The sequence below is a fragment of the Paraburkholderia atlantica genome (assembly GCF_009362785.1).
GTDB classification, from domain to species: Bacteria; Pseudomonadota; Gammaproteobacteria; order Burkholderiales; family Burkholderiaceae; genus Paraburkholderia; species Paraburkholderia atlantica.
The window spans coordinates 15997-30979 of sequence record NZ_WHNQ01000030.1 but is presented as its reverse complement, the minus strand read 5'-3'; the positions used below and the strand labels follow the sequence as shown (position 1 = coordinate 30979).

13 protein-coding genes are annotated in these 14983 nt (G+C 66.7%); 9 read left to right on the top strand and 4 right to left on the bottom strand.

Translation table 11 applies throughout. From position 1 onward, the window contains the following. Positions 1-36: 36 nt before the first annotated feature. Entirely contained in the window at positions 37-969 is a 933-nt protein-coding gene (locus tag GCT19_RS31045; RefSeq protein WP_026228587.1) for a glycosyltransferase family 2 protein, read from the top strand. Between the two features lie 21 nt (positions 970-990). Here GCT19_RS31045 and GCT19_RS31040 read toward each other — a convergent pair whose 3' ends face one another. After that, positions 991-3684: an ATP-binding cassette domain-containing protein gene (locus GCT19_RS31040; protein ID WP_152854024.1), complete on the bottom strand. Its 2694-nt coding sequence runs from the start codon at positions 3682-3684 to the stop codon at positions 991-993. A gap of 321 nt (positions 3685-4005) precedes the next feature. On the opposite strand from GCT19_RS31040, the gene GCT19_RS31035 reads away from it, so the two are divergent. From GCT19_RS31035 to GCT19_RS31000, 8 genes are all read left to right on the top strand, one after another. After that, positions 4006-5313, top strand: coding sequence for a glycosyltransferase family 4 protein (locus tag GCT19_RS31035; protein ID WP_152854023.1), 1308 nt, complete (start codon positions 4006-4008; stop codon positions 5311-5313). Between the two features lie 123 nt (positions 5314-5436). Beyond that, positions 5437-6039 (top strand): D-glycero-alpha-D-manno-heptose-1,7-bisphosphate 7-phosphatase, encoded by a 603-nt coding sequence (locus GCT19_RS31030; RefSeq protein WP_152854022.1) that lies wholly within the window; start codon positions 5437-5439, stop codon positions 6037-6039. Beyond that, entirely contained in the window at positions 6036-7277 is a 1242-nt protein-coding gene (waaF, locus tag GCT19_RS31025; RefSeq protein WP_321576895.1) for a lipopolysaccharide heptosyltransferase II, read from the top strand. The genes GCT19_RS31030 and waaF overlap by 4 nt, the downstream gene beginning before the upstream one ends. A gap of 22 nt (positions 7278-7299) precedes the next feature. After that, positions 7300-9045 carry a carbamoyltransferase family protein gene (locus tag GCT19_RS31020; protein WP_152854021.1) on the top strand — a complete coding sequence of 582 codons (1746 nt, stop codon included), beginning with the start codon at positions 7300-7302 and terminating at the stop codon, positions 9043-9045. Beyond that, positions 9042-10130 carry a glycosyltransferase family 2 protein gene (locus tag GCT19_RS31015; protein ID WP_152854020.1) on the top strand — a complete coding sequence of 363 codons (1089 nt, stop codon included), beginning with the start codon at positions 9042-9044 and terminating at the stop codon, positions 10128-10130. Before GCT19_RS31020 ends, GCT19_RS31015 begins: the two co-directional genes overlap by 4 nt. Continuing rightward, positions 10127-11266, top strand: a complete 1140-nt coding sequence (locus GCT19_RS31010) for a glycosyltransferase family 9 protein (protein ID WP_152854019.1) — start codon at positions 10127-10129, stop codon at positions 11264-11266. Before GCT19_RS31015 ends, GCT19_RS31010 begins: the two co-directional genes overlap by 4 nt. Continuing rightward, positions 11256-12212 (top strand): glycosyltransferase family 4 protein, encoded by a 957-nt coding sequence (locus GCT19_RS31005; RefSeq protein WP_152854018.1) that lies wholly within the window; start codon positions 11256-11258, stop codon positions 12210-12212. The genes GCT19_RS31010 and GCT19_RS31005 overlap by 11 nt, the downstream gene beginning before the upstream one ends. A 50-nt stretch (positions 12213-12262) precedes the next feature. Next, positions 12263-13258, top strand: coding sequence for a UDP-glucuronic acid decarboxylase family protein (locus tag GCT19_RS31000; RefSeq protein WP_152854017.1), 996 nt, complete (start codon positions 12263-12265; stop codon positions 13256-13258). Positions 13259-13360: 102 nt separating this feature from the next. Here GCT19_RS31000 and GCT19_RS30995 read toward each other — a convergent pair whose 3' ends face one another. The 3 genes from GCT19_RS30995 to GCT19_RS44455 form a co-directional block, all read right to left on the bottom strand. Continuing rightward, entirely contained in the window at positions 13361-13615 is a 255-nt protein-coding gene (locus GCT19_RS30995; protein WP_018434958.1) for a hypothetical protein, read from the bottom strand. Positions 13616-13867: 252 nt separating this feature from the next. Beyond that, positions 13868-14479, bottom strand: coding sequence for a recombinase family protein (locus GCT19_RS30990; RefSeq protein WP_018434959.1), 612 nt, complete (start codon positions 14477-14479; stop codon positions 13868-13870). Positions 14480-14553: 74 nt separating this feature from the next. Then, positions 14554-14676: a hypothetical protein gene (locus GCT19_RS44455; RefSeq protein ID WP_013094087.1), complete on the bottom strand. Its 123-nt coding sequence runs from the start codon at positions 14674-14676 to the stop codon at positions 14554-14556. Between the last annotated feature and the right edge of the window lie 307 nt (positions 14677-14983).

Here is a 14983-nt window from a genome sequence, read left to right as displayed (position 1 = left end):
GTCGTCGCGGTCCAACCGTCGAAGCGATTGCTTAGCATGCGAACAAAAACCGCCCACCCGCGCATTTCGGTCGTCGTTCTTACCCATAACCGTGCGGGCGAATTGCTCACCACCTTGGAACGTCTGCTCGCGTTACCCGAAAACCCGCCAATCATCGTCGCCGACAACGGCTCCACCGACAACACGGCCGCACTCGTCGAAGCGCGCTATCCGAGCGTTCGCGTCGTCGAATGCGACGGCAATCTCGGCGCGGCGGGCCGCAACCACGCGGTCGCGTGCGTCGAGACCGACTATGTCGCGTTCTGCGATGACGACACCTGGTGGGAGCCCGGCTCGCTCGAACGCGCGGTGCAATTGCTCGACGCATGGCCCCGCGTTGGCGTGCTGAATGCGCGCGTCGCCGTCGGCGCGGACGACACGACGGACCCCACCTGTACGTTGATGCGCGCAAGCCCGCTGGGACGTGTCGGCCTGCCCGGGCCTTCCTTGATCGGCTATATGGCGGGCGCGTGCGTGTTTCGCACCGCGCTGTTTCGGGAAGTAGGCGGCTATGAGCCGCGACTGTTCATCGGCGGAGAGGAAACACTCGTTTCACTCGACGTACTCGCGTCGGGACATGCGATTGCGTACTGCGAGCAGTTGACGCTCCAGCATCGTCCGTCGCCGGTGCGCGACAGCGCGTTGCGGCGACGCATGCTCGCGCGCAATGCCGCGTGGGTGGCATGGCTGCGTCTGCCGTTGGGCGAAGCGTTGGGCGCGACGTTGCGCGCCCTCGACGTGTTCGCGCGGGAAGGCACGCTGGTTCGCGACGGCATCGAATTACTCGGCGGACTCGCATGGTGTACCCGACAACGCCGGGTGGTCCCGCAGTCGATCCTCGCGATGCGCGACCGCGTGCGCGCGGCCGAGCGCAACCTCGACGCGTCCGCAACGACGACCGTGGGCGGTAAGTTCGACGCGCCGACCTGAGACCGGAATCACGCGCTTTCCTTATCCTGGCAACGTCGAGTCCGCGCTCGACGGCGCAGGCGCGAGCCGCCGGATCGCAGCGATCAGTTCTTCAGGCGGCACGGGCTTGTTCAAATGCGCGTCGAAGTCCGCACTGCGCGCGTGCTGTGCGTCGAGTACGTCCGCGTAGCCGGTCAATGCGATCGCCGGCAGTGGCCTGCCCTGTAACGACGGCCGCTCGCCTTCCAGTTCTCGCAAGCGGCGCAGCACGTCGTAGCCCTCTTCGCCGGCCAGCATCAGATCGCAGAGCAGCACGTGCGGCCATTGCGCCGGGTCCGTCACGCGCAGCCAATCCAGCGCTTCGCGGCCCGATGCGAACAGCCGCACGCGTGCGCCGCTCGTGCTCAGCACCGCTTCGAGCGCGTCACGTGCTTCTTCCTGATCGTCGATCGCGAGCACGAAGAGGCCGTCGAGCGAAGCGGGCTCCGCCGAATCCGGTGCCGTGGACTCCGACGCCAATCGCGGCTGCGCATCCGCGACCGGCCGCAACGGCAGCATCGCCACATAGGCGAGCCGCCCGTTCAGCGGCGTCAGCGTGAAGCTGCCGCCCGCGGCCGCCAGCGCGCTTTCCATCTGCCGCGCCGTCGCCTGCGATAGCTCGGCCGGCTTGTCGCCCATGCCGAGCACGCTGAACCACACATGATTGCCGTGACGCTCCGCGCGCAAGGCGATGCGCTGCCCCGGGCTCGCCTGCGCGATCTCGTTGCGGCACAACTCGGCGATCAACGGCTGCAGCACGCTCGGATCGCCGGTCACGCGCAGCGCGTTGTCGGTCGGCTCCGCGTAGACGACCACGCGCTGCCCGGCAATCTCGTCGTGCAACGCATCGATCACACCCGCCGTCAATGCGCTGACGCTGACCGATCGGGCGGTCAGCCGGCGCTGCGCGTGTTCGAGCTCGCCCTGCTGCCATTGCAGCGACCACATCTTCGCGTACACAGCGTCGCGCGCGAGCAGTTCACGATGCGTGCCCTGCTCGACCACCTGGCCGTGTTCCATCACGAGAATCCAGTCCGCGTCGACGACCGTGGAAAGCCGATGCGCGATCACGATCGACGTGCGGCCTTGCGCGAGACGCGTCAGCTCGGTCTGGATCGCGCGCTCGGAGCGCGTGTCGAGCGCCGAGGTCGCCTCGTCGAACACGATGATGCGCGGGTCCTTCAGGATCGCGCGCGCAATCGCGATACGCTGGCGCTCGCCGCCCGACAGCCGCACGCCGCGCTCGCCGACGCGCGTGTCGTAGTGGTCGGGCAAGCGCTCGATGAATTCGTCGAGCTGCGCGGCACGCGCCGCGCGCACAACGTCCGCGCGTGTCGCCGACGGACGTCCATACGCAATGTTGTAGGCGATCGTTTCATTGAACAGCACGGTGTCCTGCGGCACGATGCCGATCGCCTCGCGCAGACTGCGCTGCGTGACCTGGCTGATGTCTTGCCCGTCGATGCGAATCATGCCGCGCTCGGGCCGGTACAGCCGGAACAGCAGCTTGACGAGCGTCGATTTGCCCGAGCCGCTGCCGCCGACCACCGCGAGCGTCTTGCCCGGATACGCATGGAAGTCGACATCGCGCAACACCTGACGCGCGGTGTCGTACCCAAAATCGACGTGCTCGAACTCGATCAGCCCCGCGCCGACCTTCAGCGGCTGCGCGTCGCGCGCATCGATATCCTCGCCGACGCGGCCGTGCGCCGCCAGAATCACGAACATCCGCTCGACGTTGACGAGCGCGTCGTTGGTCTCGCGAAACACGAAGCCGAGCGTGTTCAATGGCATGCAGACCTGAATCAGGTAGGCGTTGACCAGAATCAGATCGCCGACGCTCATGCTGCCGGCCACCACATGCTGCGCGGCGAGCAGCATGACCCCCGCCACCCCGAGCGCGATCACCGCGCTCTGTCCCACGTGCAACGCGGTCAACGCGTTCTGGTTCGCGATGCGCGCGTGGACCCACTTTTCCAGCACGTCGCCGAGCCGTCGAGTTTCGCTGTCTTCGGTCGCGAAGTACTTGACCGTGTCGTAGTTCAGCAGACTATCGACGAGCCGGCCGTCCGATTGCGCTTCGAGCAGATTGACCGCGCGCTGGAACGCGACGCGCCGCCGCGTGAATACGAACGTATAGCCCGCATACAGCACGAAGGTCGCGACGATCACGAGCATGAACTCGCGCGCGTAGGCGTGCACCATGATCGCGACGATCACGGCGATCTCGAAAAAGGTCGGCACGATCGTAAACAGCGCGGTGCCGAGCAGAAAACCGATACCGTCGGCGCCTTTCTGCACGTCGCGCACGATCGCGCCAGTCTCGCGCCGGGCATGAAAACGCGCGCTCAATCGATGCAGATGCGCGAAGGTCCGCTCGGTCAGCGCCGCGACCGTGCGCTGCACGACGATGCTGAACACGACGTCGCGCGCCTCGTTCAGCGCGTCGCCGAGAAAGCGCAGCAGCGCATAGGCGAGCACGAGGAATACCGGAAAAGCCACATGCGCGAGCGGATGGCCGAGTTCATCGACGATGTGCTTCAGCGTGAGCGGCATCAGCACGGTCGCGAGCCGGGCCGTGATCATCAACGCGAGCGCCCCGCTGGTCTGCCAGCGATAACGCCATACCGCATGCGCGAGATCGCCGACGATTCGGCGCGTCAGTTCGGAGCGAGGCGGCGGGACGGAATTCGGCATGGGTTCCTGGTCGGGGCGCGCCCGGATAAAACGTCGCACAAATGTGGCGTCGAGCAAGTGGCGCGCCCGGCGATCCTCCGCCCATCCTAGTACCAGCGCGCCATCAGCGGTGCGAAGTTACATGACCGTATGTAGAAACAGGGAACGCCACAGCGCTTCTCCGTCTGCACGAAAAAGGGCACGCCACAGCGCTTCGTCCATGCGGACCAACGTCTGCCGTCGATTCCCGGCGCCGCAAGATACGAATGGCACAGCGAATGCTCGGGGCCGGTGAAACGATTCCTCCACATCGAAGAACGCGCATCTCAGGAAGGAGTGCACATGAAGATCGCCCTGATCAGTGAACATGCGTCGCCGCTTGCTGTCGCCGGTGGCGTCGATAGCGGCGGCCAGAACATCTACGTCGCGAACGTCGCGCGTCAGCTGGTGGAAATGGGCCATCAGGTCGACGTGTTCACGCGCCGCGATCGCGCACTGGTGCCCGAGCGCGTCGAGATGGACGGCGTGCGCGTGATTCATGTTCCCGCCGGACCGCCGCGACAATTGCCGAAGGAACAGTTACTGCCGTTCATGGACGAGTTCGCGACATTCCTGATCGGGTTCTTTCGTCGCGAACCGCAGCCCTACGACGTCATGCACGCGAACTTCTTCATGTCCGGCCTCGCCGCGCTGAAGGTGAAGGCTGCGCTCGGCGTGCCGCTGGTCACGACCTTCCATGCGCTCGGCCGCGTGCGGCGTATCCATCAAGGAGCGGATGACGGCTTCCCCGACGAGCGCTTCGCGATCGAGGACGATTTGGTCGCACGCTCGGACGTCGTCGTCGCCGAATGTCCGCAGGACCAGGCCGATCTGCTCGAACACTATCGCGCCGATCCCGCGCGCATCCGGATCGTGCCGTGCGGTTTCGACGATGAGGAGTTCCGGCCCGTCGAGCGCGAAGCCGCCCGCAATGCGCTCGGCTGGAGCCCGCACGACTTCATCGTGCTGCAGCTAGGCCGGCTCGTGCAGCGCAAAGGCATCGACAACGTGGTGCGCGGCGTCGGCGTGCTGAAGCACACCTTCAACACGGCGGCGCGACTGTACGTGGTCGGTGGCAATTCGGACGCGCCCAACGAAATCGCGACGCCGGAGATCGCGCGCCTGCGCGAGATCGCACGCGAATGCGGTGTCGCGGAGCAGACGAGCTTCGTCGGCCGGCGTGGTCGCGCGCGGCTGCGCTACTTCTACAGCGCCGCCGACGTGTTCGTGACGACGCCCTGGTACGAGCCTTTCGGCATCACGCCGGTGGAGGCGATGGCCTGCGCGACGCCGGTGATCGGCGCCGATGTCGGCGGCATTCGCTATTCGGTCCTCGATGGCGTGACCGGCTTTCTGGTGCCGCCGCGCGATCCGCACACGCTCGCCGCGCGTCTCGACCGCTTGCGGCGCGACCCCGCGCTCGCGCGCCGGATGGGCGAAGCGGGCCTCGAGCGGGCGCGGACCAGCTTTACCTGGCGCGGCGTCAGCGAAGCGCTCGCGCAAGTCTATGCACGCGCGGCAAGGCTCGCGCCGAGTAAAACATCGCTCGACGCCGGGTCCGAGCCGGCACAGCTACCGCTGCGAGCAGCAGCCGGAGCGTCGTTCCGTTGACGACGGCGCACGCCGCGCGAACCCGCACGGCGTGCGCATTTGGAACGCGCCGCAGCCGGTCCAGCGGCTACGGCGCGCCTTTTTCCGACCTTCGACCCACGCTCGCAAATACCACCAACCATCATGACGGTACCCGCCGTATTCATCGACAAGGACGGCACGCTGCTCGAAGACGTGCCCTACAACGCCGATCCCGCGCTGATGCGTTTCGCGCCGGGCGCGCGCGAGGCGCTCGCGCTGCTCGCCGCCTACCCGTACGCGCTGTTCACGATCAGCAATCAGTCCGGCATCGCGCTCGGCAAGTTCGAAGACAAAGCGCTGTTCGCCGTCGAACGCCGGCTGCGGCAGATGTTTGCCGAGTGCGGCGCCACGCTCGCGGGCGCGTACTGGTGTCCGCACCATCCCGAGGGCAGCGTCGAGCGTTACGCGATCGTCTGCGACTGCCGCAAGCCCGCGCCCGGCATGCTGCTGCGCGCGACCGTAGAGCATCAACTCGATCTCGCCAACAGCTGGTTCGTCGGCGACATTCTCGACGACGTCGAAGCGGGCAATCGCGCCGGCTGTCGCACGATCCTGCTCGACAACGGCCACGAGACCGAATGGCGGACCGGCCCGCAGCGCACGCCGAGTGCGCGGGCGGCCGATCTGCACGAAGCCGCGCAACGCGTCGTGCTGAACGGCTTTCCTCCGGGCCCCGCGGCACGCCGCAAGGAGGCGCCGCGGTGAACGCACCTGTGCCAATTGCACCGCCCACGCTCGCTCATGCGCGTGTGCCCGATACGTCGCAACCGGTGTGCTGGGGCGACGACGTCAAACGGATTCTGTGCGTGCGTCTCGACAATCTCGGTGACGTGCTGATGACGACGCCCGCGCTGCACGCGCTGCGCGAGTCCGCCGGAGATCGCCATCTCACGCTGCTCGCGTCGCGCAGCGGCGTCGCGCTCGCGCCGTTTCTCGACGACGTCGACGACGTGATCGAATACGACGCGCCGTGGGTCGCGCCCGCGTCGAACGTGACGCGCGATCTGCTCGACGATCATCGGATGCAGCAGCGGCTGAAGCGCGGCTGCTTCGACGCGGCGGTGATTTTCACCGTGTACAGCCAGAGCCCGTTGCCGGCCGCGATGCTGTGCTATCTCGCGGGGATTCCGCGCCGCCTCGCGCATTGCCGCGAGAATCCGTACGCGCTGTTGACCGACTGGCTGCGCGAACCCGAGCCGCAGCAACGCACGCGGCACGAGGTGCAACGCCAGCTCGATCTGGTGCGTCACGTCGGCGCGCAGACGAGCGACACCGCGATGCGTTTTCGCGTGCCGCCCGCCGCGCGCCGGTCGCTCGACGCGAAACTGACGACGCTCGGCATCTGCCGCCGCACCGAGTGCATCGTGCTGCATCCAGGCGCGACCGCCGCATCGCGCCGCTATCCGCCCGAGCGCTTCGGTGAAGTCGCGACCCGGCTCGCGCGCGAAACCGGCGCCCCCGTGCTGTTGACCGGCGGCGCGAGCGAGCGAGCGCTCGTCGAGGCCGTGATCCGCGCGGCCGCACCCGGCGTGTGCGCGCAGCTATACGACCTGAGCGGCGCACTGACGCTCGCCGAGCTTGCCGCGCTGCTCGAACGCGCGAGCGTGCTCGTCTCCAACAACAGCGGCCCCGTGCATGTCGCTTCGGCGCTCGGCACGCCGGTCGTCGATCTTTACGCGCTGACCAATCCGCAGCACACGCCGTGGCAAACGCCGCAACGCGTGCTGTACCGCGACGTCGAATGCCGCTGGTGCTATCGCAGCGTGTGTCCGCATGGGCATCACGCTTGCCTGCTCGGCGTTTCGATCGACGAGGTCGTCAACGCGGCACTCGAATTGCGGCACGCACACGCGCATGCGCCGCGTCGTGGTGCAGCTGAGCGCGCCGGCCGCGCCGACGACACGAGCACGCCGTCGCTGACGGATCAGCCCGCCATCCCCTGAACCCACTCTCATTGCCAACGCCATGTACACACTCGGAATCAATGCGGTCTATCACGACAGCGCGGCCGCGCTGCTGCGTGACGGCGTGGTGCTCGCCGCCGCCGAAGACGAACGCTTCACGCACGTCAAGCACGCGAAACGTCCGGTGCCGTTCTCGACCTGGCAGCTGCCGTTCGACGCGATCGACTACTGCCTGAAAGCCGCCGGCATCACGCTCGCCGACATCGATCACGTCGCTTACTCGTACGACCCCGCGCTGTTCGGCGGCATGCCGAAGAAGCCGGGCGCGACGATCGAGCTGCCGTTCGATCCGGCCGGCACGCGTCCGGACAATCCGTCCGCGTCGCCGTGGGACCCGCTGTTTCTCAGCTATATCGCGAACGCGAAGGGCCAGTTGCTCGACGGCGCGCCGCATCATCTGCGCAAGCGCTTCCAGGGCGTGGATCGCGAGCACGGCTTCGCATGGCACTTCGTCGAGCACCATCTCGCGCACGAGGCGAGCGCGTTTCTCGCGGCGCCGTTCGACGACACCGCCGTGCTGACGATGGACGGCCGCGGCGAAGGCGTGACGACCAGCATGGGGCAATTCGTCAGCGGCGAGTACACGCGCCTGAAACAGGTCGAGCTGCCGCACTCGCTCGGCTTGCTGTACGAAGCGGTGACCGACTGGCTCGGCTTCCTGCACTCGTCGGACGAGTACAAGGTGATGGCGCTTGCGTCGTACGGCAAGCCGGCCTATGTCGATGTGTTTCGCGAGATCGTCAAGTACCGCCGGGACGGCAGCTATACCGTCGATGCGCCGCGTCTGACCGAGCGCTTCGGTCCGGCGCGCGAACGCGGCGGTCCGCTCGGGCAACGCCACTTCGATATCGCCAATTCGTTGCAGCGCGTGCTCGAGGAGACCGTGCTGGAACTCGCGCACTGGCTGCATCGGCAGACCGGCTTGAGCCGGCTGTGCATGGCGGGCGGCGTCGCGCTGAACTGCGTGATGAACTCGAAGGTGCGCGACGCGGGCCCGTTCAGCGAAGTGTGGGTGCAACCGGCGGCCGGCGACGCGGGCACCGCGCTCGGCGCGGCGCTGTGGACCGACTACCGCGAGCGTGCCGCGCGCGGCGACCGGGAGCGTCGCTGGAAAATGGATCACGCGTACCTCGGGCCCGAATACAGCGAAGCGGAAATCGAGCAGTTTCTGCGCTGGTCGAAAGTGCCGTACCGGCGCCTCGCCGATATCGCGGGCGAGACCGCCGACCTTCTCGCGCAAGGCAAGGTGATCGGCTGGTATCAAGGCCGCACCGAATTCGGGCCGCGCGCGCTCGGAGCGCGCTCGATCCTCGCGTCGCCCGTCGATCCGCACATGCAGGCGAAGCTCAACGAGATCAAGGATCGCGAAGACTTCCGCCCGGTCGCACCGGTCGTGATGGAAGAGGAAGCAAACGAATGGTTCGTGAACGGCCAAACCGCACCGTTCATGCTGTTCATCTTCGATGTGCGCGCCGAAAAGGCCACGCGTATTCCGGCCGTGCGGCATGTGGACGGCACCGCGCGCGTGCAGACCATCAACCGCGCGCAGCACCCGCTGTACTACGACCTGCTGGCCGCGTTCAAGCAGCGCACCGGCGTGCCGATCCTCGTCAATACGTCGTTCAACACGCGCGGCGAGCCGATGGTGAATTCGCCGCGCGACGCGGTCGAGTCGTTCTGGACTTCGCCGCTCGACGCGCTGGTGATCGGTCCGTTCCTCGTCGACAAGGCGGGGGGCCGCGTATGAACGCGTCGGTCATGTGTCCCGCGCCACTGCATGGCGGCGTGGCCGCGCGCTACAGCAGTGAGGATGCCGAGGAAACCGGCCGCACGCTGCACTCGCCGTCGTGGCCCGACGTGTCGGTGGTGGTGCCCACCTATCGCCGTCCCCAGATGCTCGCGAACTGCCTCAACGCGCTGTGCGCGCAGCAGTTCGCGCCGCATCGCTATGAGATCGTGGTCTGCGACGACGGTCCCGACGACGCCACGCGCGCCTGCGTCGAACGGTTCGCGCGCGAGCAGGCGCCGCATGGATTGGAGGTGCACTACCTGCCGGTCACGCGCACCCAGGGTCCGGCGGGGGCGCGCAACGCGGGCTGGCAGTATGCGCGCGCGTCGCTGATCGCCTTCACCGACGACGACACACTGCCCGATCCGCATTGGCTGACGGCCGGCGTCGCGGCGCTCGCGTCCGGTGCCACGGCGGCCGCCGGCAGGATCGTCGTGCCGCTGCCCGAGCTACCCGAGCTACCGACCGATTACGAAGCGGACGCGAGCGGCCTCGCGCGCGCCGAGTTCGCGACCGCGAACGTGTTCGTCACGCGCGCGGCGCTCGTCGCGACCGGCGGCTTCGACGAACGGTTCACGTCGGCGTGGCGCGAAGATTCGGACCTGCAATTCACGCTGCTTACCGCCGGCGGCCAGATCGTGCGCGCCCGCGACGCGGTGGTCGTGCATCCGGTGCGGCCGGCGCGCTGGGGCGTCAGCATCGCGCAGCAGAAAAAGAGCCAATTCGACGCGCTGCTTTACCGCAAGCATCCCGAGCTGTTTCGAACCCGCATCGGCTCGCGGCCGCCGCTGCTGTATTACGCGATCCTCGCTGCCGCGTTGCTTGCGATCGGCGGTGGGTTCGCGGACCTGCCGATTCTCGCGGGCGCGGGTGTGATCGCGTGGTGCTGGTTGACCGGCTATTTCTGCGCGCGTCGGCTGCGCGGGCGCAATCACGGCTGGCGCCACGTCGCCGAAATGATCTGGACGTCCATTCTGATTCCGTTCCTGTCGATCTACTGGCGGCTCTATGGCGCCATCCGTTTCAAGGTGTTCTTTCCATGACCGTACCCTCGCTACTGACGGCGCTCGCGCCGCGCCGTATCGCCGTGTTTCGCGCGCTGCAGCTCGGCGACATGCTGTGCGCGGTGCCCGCGCTGCGCGCGTTGCGCGCCGCCGCCCCCGCTGCGCATATCGCGCTGATCGGACTGCCGTGGGCGCGCGCGTTCGTCGAGCGCTATGCGGCGCTCGTCGACGAGCTGATCGTGTTTCCGGGCGCCGTCGGTTTTCCCGAGCAACCGGAAACGAACGATGGCTTGCCCGAGTTCTTCGCGCGGATGCGCAACCGGCGTTTCGATCTGGCACTCCAGCTGCATGGCAGCGGCGGCGTCGCCAACGATCTGCTGCATCGACTCGGCGCGCGCGCCGATGCCGGTTTCGTGCAACCCGATGAGGTCACGCGCGAAGGCTGCTTCATCGATTGGCCGGATGCGCTGCCGGAGCCCGAGCGCTATCTCGCTCTGATGAGCGCCCTCGGCGCGCCGGCGCACGACCGGCGCCTCGCGTTCCCGCTGACCGCGCCCGACCTCGACGAGTACGCCGCGCTGCGCGCCTATCACGGCATCGAAGACGAGCGGCTCGTGCTGGTTCACCCCGGCTCGCAATTGCCGTCGCGCCGGTGGCCCGCCGAGCGCTTCGCGGCCGTCGCCGACCACCTAGCCGCCGACGGCTGGCAGATCGCGATCACCGGCACGGCCGCCGAAGCGCCGCTGACCTGCGCGGTGCTCGGCGCGATGAGCGCGCCCGCGCTGCATCTGGCCGGCGCGACGTCGCTCGGCGGACTCGCGGCGCTGGTCGCACATGCGCGGCTCGTGGTCTGCAACGACACCGGCATCTCGCACATCGCCGCGGCGATGGCGACCGCGTCGGTCGTGATCGCGTGCGGCAGCGACACACGACGCTGGGCGCCGCTCGATCATGCGCGGCATCGCGTGCTGGCCGACTATCCGGCGTGCCGGCCGTGCATGTTCCGCGACTGCCCGTACGGCCATCCATGCGCGCTGAACGTAGGCGTCGAACAGGTGGTCGAGACCGCCCGCGAGCAGCTTGCGCGCGCACCCGGCGCGCAGCCAGGCGCGCCCGGCAGCCTGCATGAGGAAACCGTTTCGCTGTTTTACGAGGATCTGCACCATGCTGCGTAATTGCCGCCGACTGCGCGTGCTGACCTGGCACGTCCACGGCAACTACATGTATTACCTGAGCCAGACGCCGCACGATTTCTATCTGGTGACGAAACCGGGTCATCCGCCCGGTTATGCCGGCAAGGTCGGCGTCTTGCCGTGGGGCGACAACGTGCACGAGATCGCGATCGACGACGTCGCCAATCACCAGTTCGACGTGGTGCTGTACCAGCATCGCACGCACTGGGAATATGACCGCGAGCACGTGCTGAGCCCCGCGCAGCGACTTCTGCCGCGCGTCTACGTCGAGCACGACCCGCCGCAGGAAAACGCGTTCGCGCAATGGCATTGGGTCGACGATCCCGGCACGCTGCTAATTCACGTCACGCACTTCAACCGGCTGATGTGGGACAGCGGCGTCACGCCGACGCGTGTGATCGAACACGGCGTCGTGGTGCCCGACGGCGTGCGTTACAGCGGCGAACTGCAGCGCGGCATCGTGGTCGTCAATCATCTCGCGCAGCGCGGCCGGCGGCTCGGCGCGGACGTCTTCAGCGAAACGCGCACGCGCGTGCCGCTCGATCTCGTCGGCATGGACGCGCAGCGGCTCGACGGCATCGGCGAAATCGGCAATCTCGATCTGGCCGCGTTCAGCGCGCGCTACCGCTTCTTTTTCAATCCGATCCGCTGGACCAGCCTCGGCCTCGCGGTCGTCGAGGCGATGACGATCGGCATGCCGATCGTCGGTCTCGCGACCACCGAGCTCGCCACCGTGATCCGCAACGGCGAAAACGGCTTCGTGCATACCGACGTCGATGCGCTCGTCGACGCGATGCTCGGACTGTTGCGCGATCCCGACGAAGCGCGGCGGCTCGGCGAAGGCGCGCGGAGCACGGCGTTGGAGCGTTTTCATATCGACCGTTTCGCGCAGGACTGGCACGACGCGCTGCTGCACGTCACGGCATGACGCCATGCTGATTTTCGAGCTCATGCGGTCCAACCACAGGATCACGCACCATGAAAGAACTCACCCGCAAGCGCATTCTGGTCACCGGCGGCGCCGGTTTTCTCGGCTCGCATCTGTGCGAACGGCTCGTCGCGCAGGGACACGACGTGCTGTGCGTCGACAACTTCTACACCGGTACGAAGGACAACATCGCGCATCTGCTCGACTGTCCGAACTTCGAGCTGATGCGTCACGACGTGACGTTCCCGCTGTATGTGGAGGTCGATGAAATCTATAACCTCGCGTGCCCGGCGTCGCCGATTCACTACCAGTACGATCCGGTGCAGACGACGAAGACCAGCGTGCATGGCGCGATCAATATGCTCGGGCTCGCCAAACGCGTTAAGGCGCGGATTTTCCAGGCATCGACGAGCGAAGTGTATGGCGACGCGCTCGTGCATCCGCAGAAGGAAAACTACTGGGGCCACGTGAATCCGATCGGTCCACGCTCGTGCTACGACGAAGGCAAGCGCTGCGCGGAGACGCTGTTCATGGACTATCGCCGCCAGCATGGTCTGTCGATCCGCATCGCGCGCATCTTCAACACCTACGGTCCGCGCATGCATCCGTCCGACGGCCGCGTGGTGTCGAACTTCATGATGCAGGCGCTGCGAGGCGAGCCGCTGACCGTCTATGGCGACGGTACGCAGACGCGCTCGTTCTGCTATGTCGACGACATGATCGATGCCTTCATCCTGCTGATGAACAGCGCCGACGATCCGGGCGGCCCGGTCAATCTCGGCAATCCGCACGAAGTGTCGATGCGCGAGATCGCGCAGCGCATCGTCGCGGTGACCGGCTCCGCTTCGCCGCTCGAAACGCAGCCGCTGCCGGCCGACGATCCGTGGCATCGGCAGCCGGACATCTCGCTGGCGATAAAGCTGCTCGGCTGGCGGCCGGGCATGTCGCTCGATGAAGGGCTGCTGCGCACCGCGCATTATTTCCGCGCGCGCATCGAGGCGAGTCAACAGACGCCGCAGCAGCAGGTGAGCGGGCGAATCTCGTGATGCGCAAAAAAAGCGACCACAGGGGTCGCTTGGTGAGCAGTGCCACGGAGGCCGCTCAAAGGCCATGCCGCGAAGGGCGAGCGGACTATGGCATAGGGTTCATCAGGAACGGACGGTCGATTCCGCGTCGCTCGTCAGCACCGTCATCGGTCCCGCGCTCAACGCGGCCGAGATGATCGCGAGGCGTTCGGCCGGGCAATCGACCAGATCGACGCTCAGTGACTCGCGTCCGCCTGCGGTGTTCACGTGCGCGGACCAGCCGCACACTTGCGCATGATGTTCGATCAGGCTCTTCCAGACTGCGACGACTCGCAGTGATCCCGGGTTTGCATAAACAGTCAGACGTTTCACGTTCATGGCTTTCACACGGTATCGCGCCGCGCCTCGGGTTCGGATCTCAACGTTTGATAATGTGGTTGTAGGTTGAGGTTAGACGTGTGAACTTTCAAAGCAAAGCTCATGCCCCTGTCCGTAACTGGTCTGTTACGGACGGGGCATATGGAAGCTTGCGTGGCGCGTTTCACGCAACCGCCCACGCGAAACGGGCCGCGCGGGATGCCCGAACGGCGATGCGGTAAGAACGATATGAAAGAAACCGGCAGGTATTTTCTACATGGCCGGCGTGTCCGCGCGAATGCGCATCACTGTCTGGCGCGAAGTGCCGAAGCGTCGCGCCACTTCGCTGACCGACTGTCCTCTGCCGAGGGATTGCAGCACGCGTTGGCGCTGCTGCTCGGACAGCGAAGGCGGTCTGCCGGTGTGCTTGCCGCTCGCGCGCACGGCCGCGAGGCTGTCGCGGCTACGCAGGCTGCGGCACGCGGCATCGAGCCGCACCAGCGCGCGCAGCGCCTTCACCGCCGATGGCTCCGGACGTCCGGCCAGATCCGTATGGCCGACTTCGACGCACCGCAGCGCCGCGCCGGCCTTCCGGCACTGCATCACGGTGGCGAGAATGTCGCGCGCATTGCAGCCGAGCGCGGCCAGCTCGAGTACGACGAGCGTATCGTGCGGCGCGATGCGCCGGATCAGGCTTTGCAGCTCGGGCCGTTCGCGTCCCTGTGTGTAGGTCGGCAAATCCTCGACCACGAGCCGCGCGAGCGTGACCATGTAGCCCGCCTTGTCGAGCCGGATCAGCGCCTGCTCGTGCCGAACCGCATCGTGTGCACCGAACAGATAGATGTGTAGTTTTTCCACGTCGCCTTCGTAGTCACGATCCGCCATTCGCGGCGCTATTTCGCTAGAAATTCCGTTGGTCCGAGCGACGGCGCTTGCACACGCGCCGTCACTCATCGCCCTCAGGGCTGCCGCTGGCCGCCCTGATGCGTCGGAGGAGTCTGGTTCTGTTGCTGCTGTCCGCTGTCTCGGCCGGGTTGCGCCGGGTTCGACGGCTGTCGATTCGAATTCTTGTCCGAGGTCATGAGGTTCTCCTATATGAGATTGCGGGGTGACCGTGGCAAAGCGCGGCCATCGTGATTAACTCGCAATCAGCGTTCCCGGTCGCTGCGCCGCCGCGCGAGACCGCCTCGGCGCGGGCATGGGTGCCTGTCATGCCGCTTCTGCTGGCGGGGCAGGCAACTGGTGGAGGAATTTTGAAAGTGTATCAATCAGGTTCAACGTCCAATACGGTTGGCGTGGGTATTGGCGCGATTGAACTGTGATTGCGTGTGCGGTGGACGCGCGGCATGTAACGCCGCGGCATCTGTCTGGCGGAGAGGAATGTAGCGC